Annotated in this window: 13 protein-coding genes; 6 read left to right on the top strand and 7 right to left on the bottom strand. The window is 69.0% G+C overall.

All coding sequences use genetic code 11. The features are described 5' to 3' along the window. Nucleotides 1–110 precede the first annotated feature (110 nt). Entirely contained in the window at nt 111–2,105 is a 1,995-nt protein-coding gene (locus tag PG2T_RS12020; protein ID WP_068805808.1) for a hypothetical protein, read from the top strand. A gap of 16 nt (nt 2,106–2,121) precedes the next feature. On the opposite strand, the gene PG2T_RS12015 is transcribed toward PG2T_RS12020, so the two are convergent. Then, nucleotides 2,122–3,027 (bottom strand): PhzF family phenazine biosynthesis protein, encoded by a 906-nt coding sequence (locus PG2T_RS12015; RefSeq protein WP_068805805.1) that lies wholly within the window; start codon nt 3,025–3,027, stop codon nt 2,122–2,124. 157 nt (nt 3,028–3,184) lie between these two features. Here PG2T_RS12015 and PG2T_RS12010 point away from each other — a divergent pair, with 157 nt between their 5' ends. Further along, nucleotides 3,185–4,078 (top strand): glycosyltransferase family 2 protein, encoded by an 894-nt coding sequence (locus tag PG2T_RS12010; protein ID WP_068805802.1) that lies wholly within the window; start codon nt 3,185–3,187, stop codon nt 4,076–4,078. 161 nt (nt 4,079–4,239) lie between these two features. Here PG2T_RS12010 and PG2T_RS12005 read toward each other — a convergent pair whose 3' ends face one another. Together PG2T_RS12005 and PG2T_RS12000 are read right to left on the bottom strand one after the other, a co-directional pair. Then, a complete protein-coding gene (locus tag PG2T_RS12005; protein WP_068805799.1) occupies nt 4,240–5,256 on the bottom strand; it encodes a class I SAM-dependent methyltransferase in 1,017 nt (338 codons plus the stop codon). A 65-nt stretch (nt 5,257–5,321) separates the two neighbouring features. Next, complete coding sequence (locus tag PG2T_RS12000; protein ID WP_068805794.1) at nt 5,322–7,163, bottom strand: putative bifunctional diguanylate cyclase/phosphodiesterase; 1,842 nt, start codon at nt 7,161–7,163, stop codon at nt 5,322–5,324. A 345-nt stretch (nt 7,164–7,508) separates the two neighbouring features. Here PG2T_RS12000 and PG2T_RS11995 point away from each other — a divergent pair, with 345 nt between their 5' ends. Together PG2T_RS11995 and PG2T_RS11990 are read left to right on the top strand one after the other, a co-directional pair. Beyond that, complete coding sequence (locus PG2T_RS11995; RefSeq protein ID WP_068805792.1) at nt 7,509–8,729, top strand: aromatic ring-hydroxylating oxygenase subunit alpha; 1,221 nt, start codon at nt 7,509–7,511, stop codon at nt 8,727–8,729. 3 nt (nt 8,730–8,732) lie between these two features. After that, nucleotides 8,733–9,056 carry a hypothetical protein gene (locus PG2T_RS11990; RefSeq protein ID WP_068805790.1) on the top strand — a complete coding sequence of 108 codons (324 nt, stop codon included), beginning with the start codon at nt 8,733–8,735 and terminating at the stop codon, nt 9,054–9,056. 48 nt (nt 9,057–9,104) lie between these two features. On the opposite strand, the gene bfr is transcribed toward PG2T_RS11990, so the two are convergent. The 4 genes from bfr to pyrC form a co-directional block, all read right to left on the bottom strand. Continuing rightward, complete coding sequence (gene bfr / locus PG2T_RS11985; protein WP_068805786.1) at nt 9,105–9,575, bottom strand: bacterioferritin; 471 nt, start codon at nt 9,573–9,575, stop codon at nt 9,105–9,107. A gap of 84 nt (nt 9,576–9,659) precedes the next feature. After that, nucleotides 9,660–9,863, bottom strand: coding sequence for a (2Fe-2S)-binding protein (locus PG2T_RS11980; RefSeq protein ID WP_068805782.1), 204 nt, complete (start codon nt 9,861–9,863; stop codon nt 9,660–9,662). Between the two features lie 89 nt (nt 9,864–9,952). Further along, nucleotides 9,953–10,546, bottom strand: coding sequence for a CDP-alcohol phosphatidyltransferase family protein (locus tag PG2T_RS11975; protein ID WP_083214905.1), 594 nt, complete (start codon nt 10,544–10,546; stop codon nt 9,953–9,955). A gap of 18 nt (nt 10,547–10,564) precedes the next feature. Beyond that, on the bottom strand, nt 10,565–11,605 hold the full coding sequence (gene pyrC / locus PG2T_RS11970) for a dihydroorotase (RefSeq protein WP_068808325.1): 1,041 nt from the start codon (nt 11,603–11,605) through the stop codon (nt 10,565–10,567). Between the two features lie 221 nt (nt 11,606–11,826). On the opposite strand from pyrC, the gene aceE reads away from it, so the two are divergent. Next, nucleotides 11,827–14,538 carry a pyruvate dehydrogenase (acetyl-transferring), homodimeric type gene (gene aceE / locus PG2T_RS11965; protein ID WP_068805779.1) on the top strand — a complete coding sequence of 904 codons (2,712 nt, stop codon included), beginning with the start codon at nt 11,827–11,829 and terminating at the stop codon, nt 14,536–14,538. A gap of 22 nt (nt 14,539–14,560) precedes the next feature. Beyond that, nucleotides 14,561–16,192, top strand: a complete 1,632-nt coding sequence (gene aceF / locus PG2T_RS11960) for a dihydrolipoyllysine-residue acetyltransferase (protein WP_068805776.1) — start codon at nt 14,561–14,563, stop codon at nt 16,190–16,192. The last annotated feature ends 4 nt before the right edge of the window (nt 16,193–16,196 follow it).

Raw genomic sequence — 16,196 nt, 5'->3', positions numbered from 1 at the left:
TCCTTGTGGCGCCCAGTCATGCCGGGCGATCAGCCGAGACAATCGCGCAGCGCAGCTGCGCTCCAGGAACGCGCGCACACGAAGTAACGGCTAGAAGAAACAATCAAACGATGAAACTGCCCCGCAAACTGCAGGCGGCCGCCCTGCTGACCGCCCTGGCGCTGGTGGTGCTGGCCTATCTGCCCGGCCTGCGCGGGCCGTTCGTGTTCGATGACTACCCGAACATCCTGAACAACCCGGCGGTGGCGGTGACCGAATTCACTGCGCAGGCACTGCGCGCGGCGGCGCTTTCCAACACCAGCGGACCGCTGGGCCGGCCGCTGGCGGCGCTGTCGTTCGGCATCGACCATTACCGGGCCGGGGGTTTCTATCCGCTGGCCTTCAAGCTGAGCAATCTGGCCATCCACCTGCTGAACGTGCTGCTGGTGTATGCGCTGGCCGGGCGCCTGGCGCGCCGGCTGGGTGCGGGCGAGATGGCGCCGACGGTAGGGCTGTTCTGCGCCCTGCTGTGGGGCCTGCACCCGCTGCAACTGACCAGCGTGCTGTACGTGGTGCAGCGCATGACCAGCCTGGCGGCGACCTTCACGCTGGCGGCGATGCTGTGCTGGCTGCAGGCGCGGGAAGGCTGGGCGGGTTCGGGCGCGGGCGGTGACGGCGATAAAGCGCGTTTTGCCAACCAGAACGTAGCCGGTCGGCTCCCGGCGCTCGGCTGGCTGCTGGCCTGCGGCGTGTTGTTCGTGCTCGGGCTGCTGAGCAAGGAAAACGCCGTCCTGCTGCCGCTGTATCTGGGGGTGATCGAGCTGTGCCTGTGGCGCTGGAACGACACTGCCGGCGCCGACCACGGCCGCCGGGCGGCGACGTGGTTTTTTGCCGTCACGCTGCTGGCGCCGCTGCTGGTCGGCCTGGCACTGTTCATTTGGCAGCCGGGCCTGCTGCTGGACGGTTACGCCAGCCGGCCGTTCACGCTCGGCGAGCGGCTGCTGACCGAGGCACGGGTGCTGTGGTTTTACGTGGGCCTGGTGCTGCTGCCGACGCCGCCGCGCCTCGGCCTGTACCACGACGACATTGCGACCTCGACCGGGCTGCTGGAGCCGTGGACCACGCTGCTGGCGCTCGACGGCTGGCTGATCCTTCTGATGGCGGCGCTGCTGCTGCGCCGACGGGCTCCGGCCTTCACCTTCGGCGTGCTGTGGTTCCTGGCCGGGCACGCGCTGGAATCGACCGTGGTGCCGCTGGAAATCGCCCACGAGCACCGCAATTACCTGCCAAGTTTCGGGCTGTTGTTCGCCGCCGTGTATGGCGTGGCCCGCTTTGCCCGGCACACCGGCAACCGGCGCGTCTACGCCATGCTGGGTCTTGCCACCGCGCTGGCGCTGGGCTTTGGCACCTTCGGCCGGGCGGCGTCCTGGCACAGCGACGAGACCATCATCGAGGCGCTGTACCGCCATCATCCGCAGTCGGCTTCGGCGCAGCAGATGATGGGCGAGCTGATGCTCAAGCGCTACGGCCAGCCTGCGCAGGCGGTGGCGCATTACCGGCGCGCCCACGAACTGGCGCCGTGGGAGACCGGCTATGCAATCAGAACCGCGTGGGCGGATCGCGCTGCCGGCGAGCCGGTGCCGACGCTGGCCGAGCAGGAGGCGATCGCCAGGGCGCTGCGCGAACGCCCGCTGCCGCCGACCACGCTGATCGCGCTGCAGAGCCTGAGCGACTGCGCACTGGCCGGCGAGGCGGCCTGCCGGGATCTGACGCCGGCGCTGCTCGCCTGGCTGGCGGCGGCCGCCGAGAATCCGCGCATCAACGCCGTCAGCCTGACGCAGGTGACGATCAACTACGGCCAGGTGTGCCTGCAGACCGACCGCTTCGAGGAGGGCCTGGCCTGGGTGCAGTCGGCCTACCGGCGCTCGTCGCAGCCGGTCTACCGGCTGATGGAAGCCAATTTCCGGATGCTGCAGGGCGACCTGGAAGGCGCCTCGGCGGTTCTGGACGAGGTCCACCGCATGCCGGAATTGAGCGCCGCCGACGCCGGCCACCTGGCCGTGCTGCGGGACGCGATCGCAAACCGCCGCGCCGGCGCGGTGGCCGCCGATGGTCGGCCACGCTGAGTTTGGCCGGCGCCGGTCAATCCGGCAGGCTGAGGGTGCCCTGAATCACCTGCACCGCCTGCCCGCCCACGCGCAGGGTGAGCCCGCCCTGTTCGCGCTTGTCGAATTCGGCCTGCAGCAGGCTCTTGCGCGTGGCGTCGAAACCGCGCTCGACAGTGAAGGTGTGGGTGCCGGCGCGCAGGCCGGGCTGGGCGGCCAGGTACGCGGCAAAGGCCGGCAAGGCGGCGCCGACCGGCGGGTCGTCCCGCACGCCGATGTCGGGGCCGATCAGGCGGGCGTGGAAATTGGCCTGCGGGCTTTCGGTCTGGCGGCAGAACAGCAGCAGCTCCTGCGCCAGCATGGACGGCGCGTGCGAGCCGGCCCAGGCGGCGGCATTGAAGCGCGCCTGTGTGACAGCCTCCAGGCTGCGCAGCGGCAGGATCAGGTAGGGCCGCTCGCAGGCCACCAGCAGCGGCTGCAGGTCGCGCTCGCCCAGCAGGCGCCGCTCCACGGACAGGATGCCCGCCAGCTCGTCGGCGGCCGGCACGAAGCGGTCGGTCACCGGAAACACGGTGCGACTGAACTGCACAAAGCCGGACCGACCCTGCAGCGGCCCCAGGCGCACCTGCACCGGACCGAAGCCGTGCAGCAGTTCGAGCACCGTGCCGAGCGACGCCTGGCCGCTGATGGCCAGCACGTGCGCGGCCGCGAGCACGGCGTGGCCGGCGAAATCGACCTCCTCGCGCGGCGTGAAGGTGCGCAGCCGGTACCGGTGCGGCTGGTCGGTGGCGCCCAGAAAAACGCTGTCCGGCAGGTTCAGTTCGGCCGCGATGCGCTGCATCTGCGCCGTGTCCAGGGCCTCCGCGCGCGGAAACACGGCAATCTGCGCGCCGCCGAACGGCTGTCCGGTGAACACATCGACGGTATACAGGGACAAGTCCATGACCGGCTTTCCTCCACGGCTCGACGGTGACGGCATGTTGCCGGCCGGGACAGTTTATCGCCGGCTTCCGGCGCCGCCCGGCCCGGCGCCGCGTGCTGCTACGCTGTAGGTGGCGTCAGCCATCCTGCCCCCATCGCCACGTTGCCCGAGCATCCACATGACCGACACCCCGCCCGAGCTGTCCATCGTCCTGCCGGCGCGCAACGAGGCACCGGCGCTCGAAAAGCTGCTGCCGGTGCTGCGCGGGCAGTTTCCGCAGGCGCAGATCATCGTCGTCAACGACGGCTCAACCGACGACACCAGCGCGCTGTGCGCCCGCCACGGCGTGCAGGAAGTGCGCCACCGCTACAGCATCGGCAACGGTGGGGCCGTCAAGTCCGGTGCCCGCGCGGCGCGCGGCGAGCTCATCGTGTTCATGGACGCCGACGGCCAGCACGACCCGGCCGACATCCCGCGCCTGCTGGCGCGGCTGGGCGAGGGCTACGACATGGTGGTCGGCGCCCGCGACGGCAGCTCGCAGGCCAGCGTCGGGCGCTCGCTGGCCAACCGCCTGTACAACCGCGTGGCCAACTACATGACCGGCCAGCAGATCGCCGACCTGACCTCGGGCTTTCGCGCCGTGCGGGCGGACAAGTTCCGCGAGTTTCTGTTTTTGCTGCCCAACGGCTTCTCCTACCCGACCAGCATCACCATGGCGTTCTTCCGCGCCGGCTACGGCGTGGCCTACGAGCCGATCGTGGCCGCGCGGCGCACCGGCCGCAGCCACATCCGCCCGCTGCACGACGGGGCGCGGTTTCTGCTGATCATCTTCCGGGTGGCGACGCTGTACTCGCCGCTGAAGATATTCGCGCCGGTGTCGGGCCTCAGTTTCCTGGCCGGGCTGGTGAACTATCTGTACACCTACGCCAGCAATGGCCGCTTCACCAACGCCAGCGCGGTGCTGTTCACCACCGCCGTGGTGGTGTTCCTGATGGGCCTGGTGTCGGAACAGATCACTACCCTGCTGTATGCGACGGCGGCGCGCGAGCGGCGGGACGACCAGGGCGCGTAACGCCCCCCCGTAGAGCCCAGCTATGCCGGGCGATGGTGCGCCCTGTGGGAGCCCGGCTATGCCGGGCGATGGTCGGGTACGACCGATGCCACGCTGCCGCCGCGCGCTGAATCGCACAGTGCAGCTGCGCTCCTACATTCGCCGCGTTCCGCAACGACGACCTACAGCGGCCGGCGGGCGATGGTCACGCTGACCAGCCCGGGCGGCGGCACCGACTGGGCATCCACGCGCAGGCCGGCGGCCTCGATCAGCGTTTTCTGCTGCGGCAACGACAGCAGCTCGTTGCCCCAGAAGCGCTCGATGAACTGAGTCATGGCGCAGCTTTGCGCCGCGCGCAGGCCCTCGACGGTGTCCGGGTAGGGCTCGTCCACCACCAGCAGTACGCCGCCGGGTTTCAGCGCGGCAAAGGCCCCGGCCAGGATGTCGGCACGCACCGCCGGCAGCGTCTCGTGCAGCACCTGGATCAGTGTCACCAAGTCGAAGCTCGCGGCCAGGTCCACGCTCTCGGCCGACGCCAGGCGTGCCTGGGCACGCTCACCGACACCCGCCTCGGCCAGTCGCGCGTTGGCCAGTTCGACCGAGCGCGGCTCCACGTCCAGCCCCAGCAGCCGGGCGTTTGGATAGGCGCGCGCCAGCGCCAGCAGCGTGCCGCCGGCGCCGCAGCCAAGATCCAGCACGGCCAGATCATCACGGCCGGCGAATTCCGGCAGGCCGGGCAGGATGCTGGCGGCGACGAACCCGGCGATGCCGGCGGTGACATCGGCCACGCCGGCGATGAAATCGGCCTCGTGCTGCTGGAAGGTGTAGGTGCCGCCGGTTTTCAGCAGCGCCGGCATGCGCTCGAAGTCCCGCCCGCTGATGTGGTGGAAACCGGCCAGGGAGCCGAGGTAACTGTTGTGCTCGGGGCGCGCCAGCAGCGGCGCCATGTGCTCGGCAAGGCGGTAGCGGTCGCCGTCCAGGTCCAGCAGTTCCAGCGCGTAGCCGGTTTGCAGAAAATGGCGGACGTATTGGGCGTCCAGGCCGTGCGCCGTGGCCATAGCCTGCGGCGTCAAGCCGTCGGGCGCGGCTGCCAGCGCTCGAAACAGGCCGGTTTCAACGCCCAGCGCGATGAAGCGCGTGGCGTTGTAGCCGAGGTAATAGTCGACCAGTTTGCGCATCTGCGCGACGCGGTCGGGCATGGGCCTCTCCGGTGGATGGCTGTTGAACGCGGGGCCGCGTCAGCGGCCGGCCGGCACCGCGCACGCTACGCCGAACGGGCCAGCCGTTCCGCGTGCAGGCGCTCGCCAAGCAGGCTGGCCGGCATCGGCCGCGCGAAATGGTAGCCCTGCATCAGGCGGCAACCGAGTTCCTGCAGCATTTGCGACTGTGCCAGCGTTTCCACGCCCTCGGCCACCACGCCCACGCCAAAGGCCTTGGCGACGGCCAGGATGGCCTGCACCACGGCGCGGTCGCCGCTGGCGCCGGGCAAACCGGCCACGAACGCGCCGTCGATCTTCAGGCGATCGACCGGCAGCTCGCGCAAGTTGGCCAGGGATGCGTGACCGGCGCCGAAGTCGTCGATGGCAAACCGCACGCCCAGCGCCCGGCAGGACTGCATCACCGCCTGCGCGCGGGGCAGGTCTTCCAGGGCCGCGGTTTCGGTGATTTCCAGCACCAGCCGTTCACGCGGCAGGTCCGGGTGCTCGGCCAGCAGCTCGATCAGGCCGGACAGGAAGCCCTCCTCCAGAAACTCGCGCGCCGACACGTTGACCGCCACCGCCAGCTCGTACCCGTCGCGGTGCCAGGCGGCGGCCTGGGCCAGGGCACTCGTGAGCACATAGCGGCCCAGCGCCAGCATCAGGCGCCGGCTGTGGCGCTCCACCTCCGGGATGAAGGTGCCCGGCGGGCGCAGGCTGCCATCCGGCTGGGGCCAGCGCAGCAGCGCCTCGACGGCCACGGTGTTGCCACCCGGCAGGTCGACGATCGGCTGGTAGTGCAGCACGAAACGGCCTTCGGCCAGAGCCTGCTCGACCTGTTCGAGCAGCAGTTCGCGCTGGCGCACGGCCTGCGCGATGCTCTGGTTGAAGAAACAGATCTGCCGCCCGCCGCGCCGACGTTTGGCCTCGTACATGGCCAGGTCCGCATTGGCCAGCAGGGTGCCGGCTTCGTCGCCGTCGTCCGGAAAGGAGGCAATGCCGATGCTGGGCGCCACCGCGGTAGTGCCGCCGGCCACGGACACGCGCAGGCTCAGACGGGCCAGCACCCGCGCCGCCACCGTGGCAGGCTCCTCCGGCCAGCGCCGGTATTCCATCAGCAGCACGAACTCGTCGCCGCCCAGGCGGCCGATCACGTCGCCGCCGCGGATGACTTCGCGCAGGCCCTCGGCCACCTCGCGCAGCAGGCTGTCGCCGACCGCGTGGCCGGCGCGGTCGTTCACCGCCTTGAAGCCATCCAGATCGATCACCATCAGCGCGTAGCAGCGCCCGTAGCGCTTGCCGTCGGCCACCGCCTGGCGCAGCCGCTCCAGAAAATGGCCACGGTTGGGCAAGCCGGTGAGGTCGTCGTGATTGGCGCGATGCTGCAGGCGCTGTTCCAGCCGCCAGCGCTGGTGCGCCACGCCCAGTTGCGCCGCGATGGTGGCCAGCAGCGCCAGCAGTGGCTCGTCGGGCGCATGCACGGCGTTCTTGAACCACGACACCACCAATACCCCGATCGGCTCGCCGGCACTGTGCAGCGGCAGGGCCAGATTGGCGCGCAGGCCACTGGCGACGAATTCGGCCATGGCGCCTGGATGCGCCGGGTAGTCGGGCACGAATACCGGTTGGCGGGTAGCCAGGGCTTGTCCAGCGACGCCACTGTGCCGATCGAAACAGAAGCCCAGGAACTGGTCCCGGTAGGCGTCCGGCACGCCCAGGAAGAACTGGTACTCCAGCAGGTCGTCGGCGTTCAGCAGGATCAGCGCCGCCGCATCGGCGCCGACCAGATCCGCCGCCGCTCCCGCCGCCTTGCGGAAAAAGGCCTCGAAATCAGCCTCGAGCGACAGTGCCTCGATCACCTGGCGCAGTGTCTGGATGGCGGTGGAGGCGGATGACTGACTTGAAGGCATGTTGCAGACCGGACACCGAAGGACGCGTGATTTCAGCAGGCCGCCACGCAGGACGCATCAGCAAGACCCGGGCACGATGGGGCGACCGTTTCCCCGCGCTGTCGCGACCGGCGCGATGGGACGGCCCTTCGCGGAAACTGCCCAAGCAATATTGGCGCCAACACCAGTGCCAGCGACGCCTCGCAACCGTGCTTGAAATGCGCGCAAAATTGGCCTTGCGGTACCGACATCGCACCTTAACAGTGCTCCCGATCCGCAGCGGCGAGGCGCGTACCCGTCCACCCGCTTGCAAGTACTACAACGGCCCTTCGCCGACCGATCTTTAATGACGTGAGAGGAGAGACCATGAACGCGCCCGCTTGCGACCTCGACACGCGCATCACCACCGACCTGCCGGCCATGATCGAGGGCCCGATCCCGGTCGAACCCTACGTGTCGGCCGAGTTCTTCGAACGCGAGCGCGAGCACATCTTCAAGCGCGCCTGGCTGAACCTGTGCCGGGCCGAGGACCTGCCCGAGATCGGCGACTTCAAGGTGTTCGAGGTCGCAGTCTGGAATGCCTCGATCCTGCTGGTGCGCGGCAAGGACAGTGTGATCCGCGCCTTTCACAACACCTGTACCCACCGTGGCAACCAGGTGGCGGCCCGCTACGGCTGCGAAGGCAACACCCGCACCTTCGTATGCGGCTACCACGGCTGGACTTTCGAGCTGGACGGCAGCCTGCGCACCCTGCCGGCGCAGGAGTATTTCCCCGGCGTCGACAAAGCCAAACTCGGCCTGCTGCCGGTCGCCTGCGATGTATGGAACGGCTTCGTATTCGTGAACTGGAACGCCGAGCCCGAGTGGCCGTTGGCCGAATTCCTGGGCGGACTTGGCCGGCAGATCGATGGCTACCCGTTCGCGCAGATGGAGCGCGTGGCCCGCTACAGCGCGCGCGTGGCGGTGAACTGGAAGACCTTCGTCGACGCCTTTCACGAGACCTACCACGTGGGCATGGTGCACGCCCGCTCGCTGCCGGGCTGCTCCATCCCGACCGACCTGCGCTACGAGTTCGACACGCTGGCCTCGGCGCGCTTCTACCCACCGCACCATTCGGCCAGCAACCGCATGGTCAGCCGGGTGGACGTGACGCCGGTCGCCGGCGCCGCCTGGCAGCTTGGCCCGAGCTTCGCCGCCAACGAGGCCGCGCCGCGCCTGCCGGGTACCAACCCCAGCGACGATCCGCGCTGGTATTTCGACATCAACGTGTTCTTTCCGAACTTCTTCGTCGATGTCGGGCCGGGCTGGTATTTCACCTACAACTTCTGGCCGATCAGCGTCGACCAGACCGAGTGGAGCATGGACATCTACCAGTACGCCGCCGCCGACGTCGGTCAGCGCATCGCCCAGGAACACACCAAGGTGCTGCTGCGAGACCTGCTGTACGAGGACCTGAGCACCATGGAAACCACCCACCGGTCGCTCAAGTCCGGCGCCCTGAAACACATGACGGTCGGCCCGGTGATGGAAGTGGCCGTGCGCCACCAGTACACGAACGTCATGCGCTGGGTAAACGGGGAGGTGTGAGCGATGGCCCATCCCCTGCCCGCCGCCTTTGCCGACCTGCAGTCCTTCGCTGACCGCTACGCGCTGGACACCGAACGCGAGCGCCACGCCGAGCGCCTGAAAGGACCGTTCGTGGACCTCAAGGCCCTGTACGACGCCGTGCTGCCGCGTCTGGACGCCATCCATGCGCACCTGAAGCAGTACCCGTGGCCGGACCTGCCGCCGGCCGAACAGTCACTGCTGAACCTGGCGCTGGCGCTGATGGAAGTGTCGCTGGCGGTGGAATCGCACGGCCAGCCGACGGTGCCGTTCGGCTTCGATCACACGCGCTTTCGGGTGCATTTCTGAACCGGGCGCAGCCGGCCTCGCTCGCCAGGGACGCGGCCGGCGCGCTGCTTACTCGCCCATCATGGTCTGCAGGAAGTTCTGCTCGCCAACCTTGTCGAACAGCGCCAGGTGCGTGTCGAGCCAGTCGACGTGTTCTTCCTCGCCTTCCAGGATGTCTTCCAGCAGCTCGCGGGTGATGTAGTCGCCGCACTGTTCGCAATGCGCGATGGCTTCGCGCAGCAGCGGAATGGCTTCGTGCTCCAGGCGCAGGTCGCATTCGAGCACCTCGCGCACGTGCTCGCCGATGTACAGCTTGCCCAGGTCCTGCAGATTCGGCAGACCCTCCAGGAACAGCACGCGCTTGATCAGCCGATCGGCGTGCTTCATCTCGTCGATGGATTCCTCGTATTCCTTCTTGTAGAGCCTCTTCAAACCCCAGTTGTCCGCCATGCGCGCATGCAGGAAGTACTGGTTGATGGCCGTCAGCTCGTTCTTGAGCACGCGGTTGAGGAATTCGATGACTTTGGCGTCACCTTTCATGGCAAGTCTCCGGCAGATGCGGGGTGAAGTCGATTATAGGGGCCCGCACCATCCGTCCAGCCTGCGCAGGCCGATCGGAAAGTTTCAGCCGACGCTGGCCAGGCGCGCCGCCGGCACGGCCCCCGCATGATCGGCCGCTTCCAGCAGGGTCGTCGCGAGTTGGGCGCACTTGCCGCAGCAGGTGGCCACACGCAGCGTCTGCGCCAACTCGGTGAGGCTGCACGCACCGGCCTGGGCCGCCTGTCGAATGGCCCTGTCGGTCACGCCGTGACACACGCATACGTACATGGGACTGGCACCCCGGTTTGAATTCCGTGGCGGTGATTCGATTACAAATGCGAATGATTGTCAACGACACCACCCGGTCGGCCGGCAAATCAATCGCCCGCGACGAGCGCCTCTCGCACGTGCTGCATGCGCTGACCGACGGTGTACAGCGAAAGCACCGCAATCAACACGATGGCAGGCCCAAGCAGCCCCAGCAGCAGGCCGGCGATCAGCAGCACCAGGCGCTCGGCGCGGCTCATCAGACCCACCTTGCAGTCGATGCCGAGTGCCTCGGCGCGGGCACGCGCGTAGCTGACCAGCAGCGAGCCGAGCAGCGCCAGCACCACCAGCGCCACCAGCAGCGGCTGGCCGTCGCTGGCAAAGCGATACGCCACCGCGGCCAGCACGGCGCCCTCGGATATCCGGTCAAGCGTGGAGTCGAAAAACGCGCCGAATGGACTGGCCTGCTCGGTGGCCCGCGCCAGCATGCCGTCCACCAGATCGCCCAGCCCGGCCACGATCAGTACCAGCGCCCCCAGGCGCAGCCAGCCGGCGCCGATGCACAGCGCCGCCAGAATGCTCAGGCCGAGCGCCGCCAGCGTGACCTGATTGGGCGTCACCTGACGCATGGCGAGCCACTCGACCACCGGTGCGAGGCCTGCGCGCAACGGACCCTCGAAACGCTCGCGCAAGTTTTCCAGCATGACTTCAGTGCTCCGGGTTCAGGACTGTGAATCGACAAGTTGCCAGGCGACCTGCCCGCCGGCGCGCAGCGGCACCAGCCGGTCGTCGCCAAAGGGCAGGCTGTCGGGCACGGCGGTTGGCGCGCGGCGCAGGGTGAGCGTGCCGGTGTTGCGCGCCAGGCGGTAGAAGTCCGCCCCGTGATGGCTGGCAAAGGCTTCGAGCCGATCGAGCGCGCCGGCCGCCTCGAAGGCTTCCGCATACAGCTCGATGCCGGCGTGGGCGCTGTAGATGCCTGCGCAGCCGCAGGCGCTCTGCTTCTCGCCGCGCGGATGGGGCGCGCTGTCGGTGCCCAGGAAAAACCGGGCATCGCCCGAAATGGCAGCCTGCAGCGCGGCGGCCCGGTGCTCCTCGCGCTTGAGAACCGGCAGGCAGTAGTGGTGCGGCCGCAGGCCGCCTTCGAACAGCGCGCCGCGGTTCATCGACAGGTGCTGCGGGGTGATGCTGGCGGCCACGCCGGGCCGGGCGGCGCGCACGAAATCAACGCCCTCGCGCGTGGTGACGTGTTCGAGCACCACCCGGAGGGCCGGGAAGCGCGCCACCAGCGGCGCCAGGTGGCGATCGATGAACACCGCCTCGCGGTCGAACACGTCCACCGCCGGATCGGTCACCTCACCGTGCACCAGCAGCGGCAGGTCGAGCGACTGCATGACCTCCAGCGCCGGGTAGATGGCCTCCACGCGCCGCACGCCGGCATCCGAATGCGTGGTGGCACCGGCCGGGTACAGCTTGACGCCAACGATGCCGGCCGCCCTGGCGGCGGTCAGTTCCTGCGCCGAGGTGGCTTCGGTCAGGTACAGCGTCAGCAGCGGCGTGAACTCCAGCCCCGCCGGCAGGGCGGCCAGGATGCGCTGCCGATAGGTCAGCGCCGCCTCGACCGTGCTCAGCGGCGGACGCAGGTTCGGCATCACCACCGCGCGCGCAAACCGCCGCGCGGTGTCGCCCAGCACCGCCGCCAGCGCCGGCCCGTCGCGCAGGTGCAGGTGGCAGTCGTCGGGGCGGGTCAGGGTCAGCGTGTCCATGGCGTGGCGGGTGATGAAACGGCGCGCCATTATCCGGCCAGCCGACGCCGGCTGCGCGCCGGTCGTGACGCGTGCCGGGACCGCAGCAGGCCGGCCAGCGGCCTGCCATGGGCTGCTAAACTCACCTCCCGTCGGGGCCAACCCCCGACCGGCGTTCGGGCCGCGGCAAACACAGGGCCGCCGGCCTGCTCCGGTTTCACCCAAACACGCGGAGATCCTGCATGAACAAACCGGAAGGCGGCCTGCCTGAGGTAGGCGGCCAGCTTGCGCACGATGACGACCCGCTGGAAACCCGCGACTGGCTCGACGCCCTGCGCTCGCTGGCGCAGGTGGAAGGCGAACCCCGCGCCCGTTTCATCCTGGAAACCCTGCGCGACGAGGCGCAGCGGCTGGGCCTGAACCTGCCCCACGGTCTGACCACGGCGTACCTGAACACCATCCCGACCGCCCACCAGCCGGCGTACCCGGGCGATCAGGAACTGGAAGGCCGCATCCGCGCAGCGCTGCGCTGGAACGCCATGGCCATGGTGACGCGCGCCAACCGCGAATCGACCGAGCTGGGCGGGCACATCGCCAGCTACGCCTCGCTGGCCACCATCTACGAAGTCGGCTTCAACCACTTCTTTCATGCGCCCGGCGAGGCCGGCGCCGGCGACCTGCTGTTCTTCCAGGGCCACACGTCCCCGGGCATGTACGCCCGCGCCTTTCTGGAAGGCCGCCTGAGCGAGCGCGACCTGAACAATTTCCGCCAGGAACTGGCCGACGGCGGTGGCCTGTCGTCGTACCCGCATCCGTGGCTGATGCCGGAGTTCTGGAGCCTGCCGACGGTATCGATGGGGCTGGCATCCATGATGGCCATCTACCAGGCCCGCTTCATGGCCTATCTGGACGCGCGCGGCCTGGCGCCGATGGACGGCCGCAAGGTCTACGCCTTCCTGGGCGACGGCGAGATGGACGAGCCCGAATCCCGCGGCGCGCTGGCGGTGGCCGGGCGCGAGAAGCTCGACAACCTGATCTTCATCGTCAACTGCAACCTGCAGCGCCTGGACGGCCCGGTGCGCGGCAACGGCAAGATCATTCAGGAACTGGAAGGCGAGTTCCGCGGCAACGGCTGGAACGTGATCAAGGTGATCTGGGGCTCGGAGTGGGACGACCTGCTCGGCCGCGACCGCAGTGGCCTGCTGCGCCAGCGCATGGAGGAAGCCCTCGACGGTGAGTACCAGGCCTACAAGGCGCGCGGCGGCAAGTACACGCGCGAGCGCTTCTTCGGCAAGTACCCGGAGCTGCTGCGTCTGGTCGAGCATCTGTCGGACGACGACATCTACCGCCTGCGCCGCGGCGGCAACGACCCGCTGAAGATCTACGCCGCCTTCGACGCCGCCGTGCGCCACCGCGGCCAGCCGACGGTGATCCTGTTCAAGACCGTCAAGGGCTACGGCATGGGCAGCGCCGGTGAGGGTCAGAACATCACCCACCAGCAGAAGAAGATGACCGACGAGCAGGTGCGCGCCTTTCGCGACCGCTTCCGGGTGCCGATCGCGGACGACCAGCTGGCGTCCATCCCCTACTACAAGCCGGCCGAAGACAGCCCCGAAATGCAGTACCTGCGGGCCCGGCGCGAGGCGCTGGGCGGCTACCTGCCGGCCCGCCGCGCGCAGGCGCCGCGCCTGACCATCCCCGGCCTGCCCGCCTTCGAGAAACTGCTGGAAGGCACCGGCGAGCGCGACATTTCCACCACCATGGCCTTCGTGCGCATCCTGACGCAGCTGACCAAGGACCCGAACATCGGCCAGCATCTGGTACCGATCGTGCCGGACGAGGCGCGCACCTTCGGTATGGAGGGCCTGTTCCGGCAGCTGGGCATCTATTCCCCGGAAGGCCAGCTGTACGAACCTGAAGACGCCGGCCATTTCATGTTCTATCGGGAGGACAAAAAGGGCCAGATCCTGGAGGAAGGCATCAACGAGGCCGGCGCGTTCTGCTCCTGGATCGCCGCCGGCACCTCCTACGCCACGCACGGCGTGTCGATGATCCCCTTCTACATCTTCTATTCGATGTTCGGCTTCCAGCGCATCGGCGACTTCGCCTGGGCGGCCGGCGACATGCGCACGCGCGGCTTCCTGATCGGCGGCACGGCCGGGCGCACCACGCTGGCCGGCGAGGGCCTGCAGCACCAGGATGGCCACAGCCACCTGCTGGCCGCCACCATCCCCAACTGCGTCGCCTACGACCCGGCCTACATGTACGAGCTGGCGGTCATCATCCAGGACGGCATGCGGCGCATGTACGAGGCCGACGAGAGCGTGTACTACTACATCACGGTCGAGAACGAGAACTACGTCCACCCGCCGATGCCGGACGGCGTGACCGAAGGCATCCTGCGCGGCCTGTATCGCCTACCGGGAACGGCACCCAAGAAACCCCGCGGCAAGGCCGCGCCGCGCGTGCAGCTGCTCAGCAGCGGCGCCATCCTGCGCGAGACGCTGGCGGCGGCCGACATCCTGAGCCGGGACTTTGGCGTGCAGGCCGATGTGTGGAGCGCCACCAGCTTCAACGAGCTGCGCCGCGACGGCCTGTCGGTACAGCGCTGGAACCGCCTGCACCCCATGGAAAAGCCGCGCAAGAGCTACGTCGAGCAGTGCCTGGACGGCAGCGAAGGACCGGTGATCGCCGCCACCGACTACATGCAGGCCTATGCCGACCAGATCCGGCCCTGGGTACGCGGGCGCTACGAGGTGCTGGGCACCGACGGCTTCGGGCGCAGCGACACGCGCCGGCGGCTGCGCCAGTTCTTCGAGGTCAGCCGCGAGCACATCGCCTACGCGGCGCTCAAGGCCCTGGCCGACGAGGGCACCCTCCCGGCCAAAACCGTGGCGGATGCCGCCGGCAAGCTGGGCATCGACCCCGAGCGGCCCGATCCGGCCACCGTCTGAGGCGCAGGGAGCACGACAACAAATGGAACAGAACCTCATCGTGCCGGGACTGGCCGAGAACGTGCACGAAGCCGACGTGGCCGAGGTGTCGGTCAAAGTCGGCGATACCATCGCCGAGGGCGACATCATCCTGACGCTGGAAACCGACAAGGCCGCCATGGAGCTGCCGGCCGAGTTCGGCGGCAAGGTCGTGGCGGTGAAGGTCAAGGCCGGGCAGAAGGTCAAGGAAGGCGATGTCATCGTGGTGCTGGAAACCACGGTCGGCGCCGAGCCGCCGCCCGAGGAAAGCGCCGCATCCGGCCCGGCAGCGTCGACATCGGCGCCCGAAGCTAAGCCAGCAGCCGCTGCAGCGTCTGAGGCCGAACCCGCTTCTCCAGCGGCCAGCACTCCCACCCTGCAGCCGGTCACCTGCCCCGATCTTGGCGACGGCAAGGCCGCCGACGTGATCGAGCTGGCCGTGAAACCCGGCGACACGGTGGCCGAGGGCGACGCCCTGCTCACGGTCGAGACCGAGAAAGCCGCCACCGAGCTGCCGGCGCCGTTCGCCGGCACGGTGCGCGAGCTGAAGGTCAAGGTCGGCGACAAACTGAAAACCGGCGACCTGGTGGCCATGATCGAAACGGCGGCGGCGCAGGCACCCGCCGCGGCACCGGAACCCGTACCGGAGGCGGCATCACCGCCGGCCGCTGCACCTGCGCCCCTGGCAGTCGCCCCGGCGCCGCAGCTGACCGCCACTCCCCCGCCGTCTGGCCAGCTCCCCCACGCCACACCGTCGGTCCGGCGTTTTGCGCGCGAGCTGGGTGTCGATCTGGCCCAGGTCGCCGGCAGCGGGCGCAAGGGCCGCATCACGCAGGAAGACGTGCAGGCCTTCGTCAAGTCCGTGCTGCAGGGCGGGGCGACGGGAACCGCGACCGGCGCCGGCCTGGCGCCGCTGCCGGTGATCGATTTTGCCCAGTGGGGCGAGGTCGAAACCGTGGCGCTCGGCCGCATCCGCCAGCTGACCGGCGAGAACCTCGGCCGCTCCTGGCCGCAGCTGCCGCAGGTCACGCAGCACGACGAGGCCGACATCACGGACCTGGAAGCCTTCCGCAAGGCGCGCGGCAAGGACGCCGAGGCCCGCGGCACCAAGCTGACCGTGGTCGCGCTGCTGCTGAAGGCCTGCGCGGGGGCGCTAAAAGCCTTCCCGGACTTCAACGCCAGCCTGGCGGTGGACGGCAAGTCGCTGATCGTCAAGCGCTACATCCACATCGGCGTGGCCGTGGACACGCCCAATGGGCTGGTGGTGCCGGTGATTCGCGACGTGGACCGCAAGGGCATCATCGACCTGGCGGCGGAACTCGCGGACCTGAGCGCCCGCGCCCGCGAGCGCAAGCTCAAATCCGACGAAATGCGCGGCGGCAGCTTCACCATCTCCAGCCTGGGCGGGATTGGCGGCACCGCCTTCACGCCGATCGTCAACTGGCCGGAAGTGGCCATCCTGGGCGTGTCGCGCGCATCGCTGAAACCGGTGTGGGACGGCGCCGCCTTCGCCCCGCGCCTGATGCTGCCGCTGTCGCTGTCCTACGACCACCGCGTCATCGACGGCGCCGCCGGGGCACGCTTCACCCGCCACCTGGCCGGCCTGCTGGAAGACCTGCGCGGCCTTCTGCTCTGAGATT

This window comes from Immundisolibacter cernigliae, assembly GCF_001697225.1.
Lineage (GTDB): Bacteria > Pseudomonadota > Gammaproteobacteria > Immundisolibacterales > Immundisolibacteraceae > Immundisolibacter > Immundisolibacter cernigliae.
The sequence above is the reverse complement of the archived record's forward strand: the minus strand, read 5'-3'. Positions and strand labels throughout refer to the sequence as shown.

Bases quoted from the DNA above. Each gene is read 5' to 3' on its own strand.
- PG2T_RS12020 (WP_068805808.1), top strand. From the start codon at position 111: ATGAAACTGCCCCGCAAACTGCAGGCGGCCGCCCTGCTGACCGCCCTG.
- PG2T_RS12015 (WP_068805805.1), bottom strand. From the start codon at position 3,027: ATGGACTTGTCCCTGTATACCGTCGATGTGTTCACCGGACAGCCGTTC.
- PG2T_RS12010 (WP_068805802.1), top strand. From the start codon at position 3,185: ATGACCGACACCCCGCCCGAGCTGTCCATCGTCCTGCCGGCGCGCAAC.
- PG2T_RS12005 (WP_068805799.1), bottom strand. From the start codon at position 5,256: ATGCCCGACCGCGTCGCGCAGATGCGCAAACTGGTCGACTATTACCTC.
- PG2T_RS12000 (WP_068805794.1), bottom strand. From the start codon at position 7,163: ATGCCTTCAAGTCAGTCATCCGCCTCCACCGCCATCCAGACACTGCGC.
- PG2T_RS11995 (WP_068805792.1), top strand. From the start codon at position 7,509: ATGAACGCGCCCGCTTGCGACCTCGACACGCGCATCACCACCGACCTG.
- PG2T_RS11990 (WP_068805790.1), top strand. From the start codon at position 8,733: ATGGCCCATCCCCTGCCCGCCGCCTTTGCCGACCTGCAGTCCTTCGCT.
- bfr (WP_068805786.1), bottom strand. From the start codon at position 9,575: ATGAAAGGTGACGCCAAAGTCATCGAATTCCTCAACCGCGTGCTCAAG.
- PG2T_RS11980 (WP_068805782.1), bottom strand. From the start codon at position 9,863: ATGTACGTATGCGTGTGTCACGGCGTGACCGACAGGGCCATTCGACAG.
- PG2T_RS11975 (WP_083214905.1), bottom strand. From the start codon at position 10,546: ATGCTGGAAAACTTGCGCGAGCGTTTCGAGGGTCCGTTGCGCGCAGGC.
- pyrC (WP_068808325.1), bottom strand. From the start codon at position 11,605: ATGGACACGCTGACCCTGACCCGCCCCGACGACTGCCACCTGCACCTG.
- aceE (WP_068805779.1), top strand. From the start codon at position 11,827: ATGAACAAACCGGAAGGCGGCCTGCCTGAGGTAGGCGGCCAGCTTGCG.
- aceF (WP_068805776.1), top strand. From the start codon at position 14,561: ATGGAACAGAACCTCATCGTGCCGGGACTGGCCGAGAACGTGCACGAA.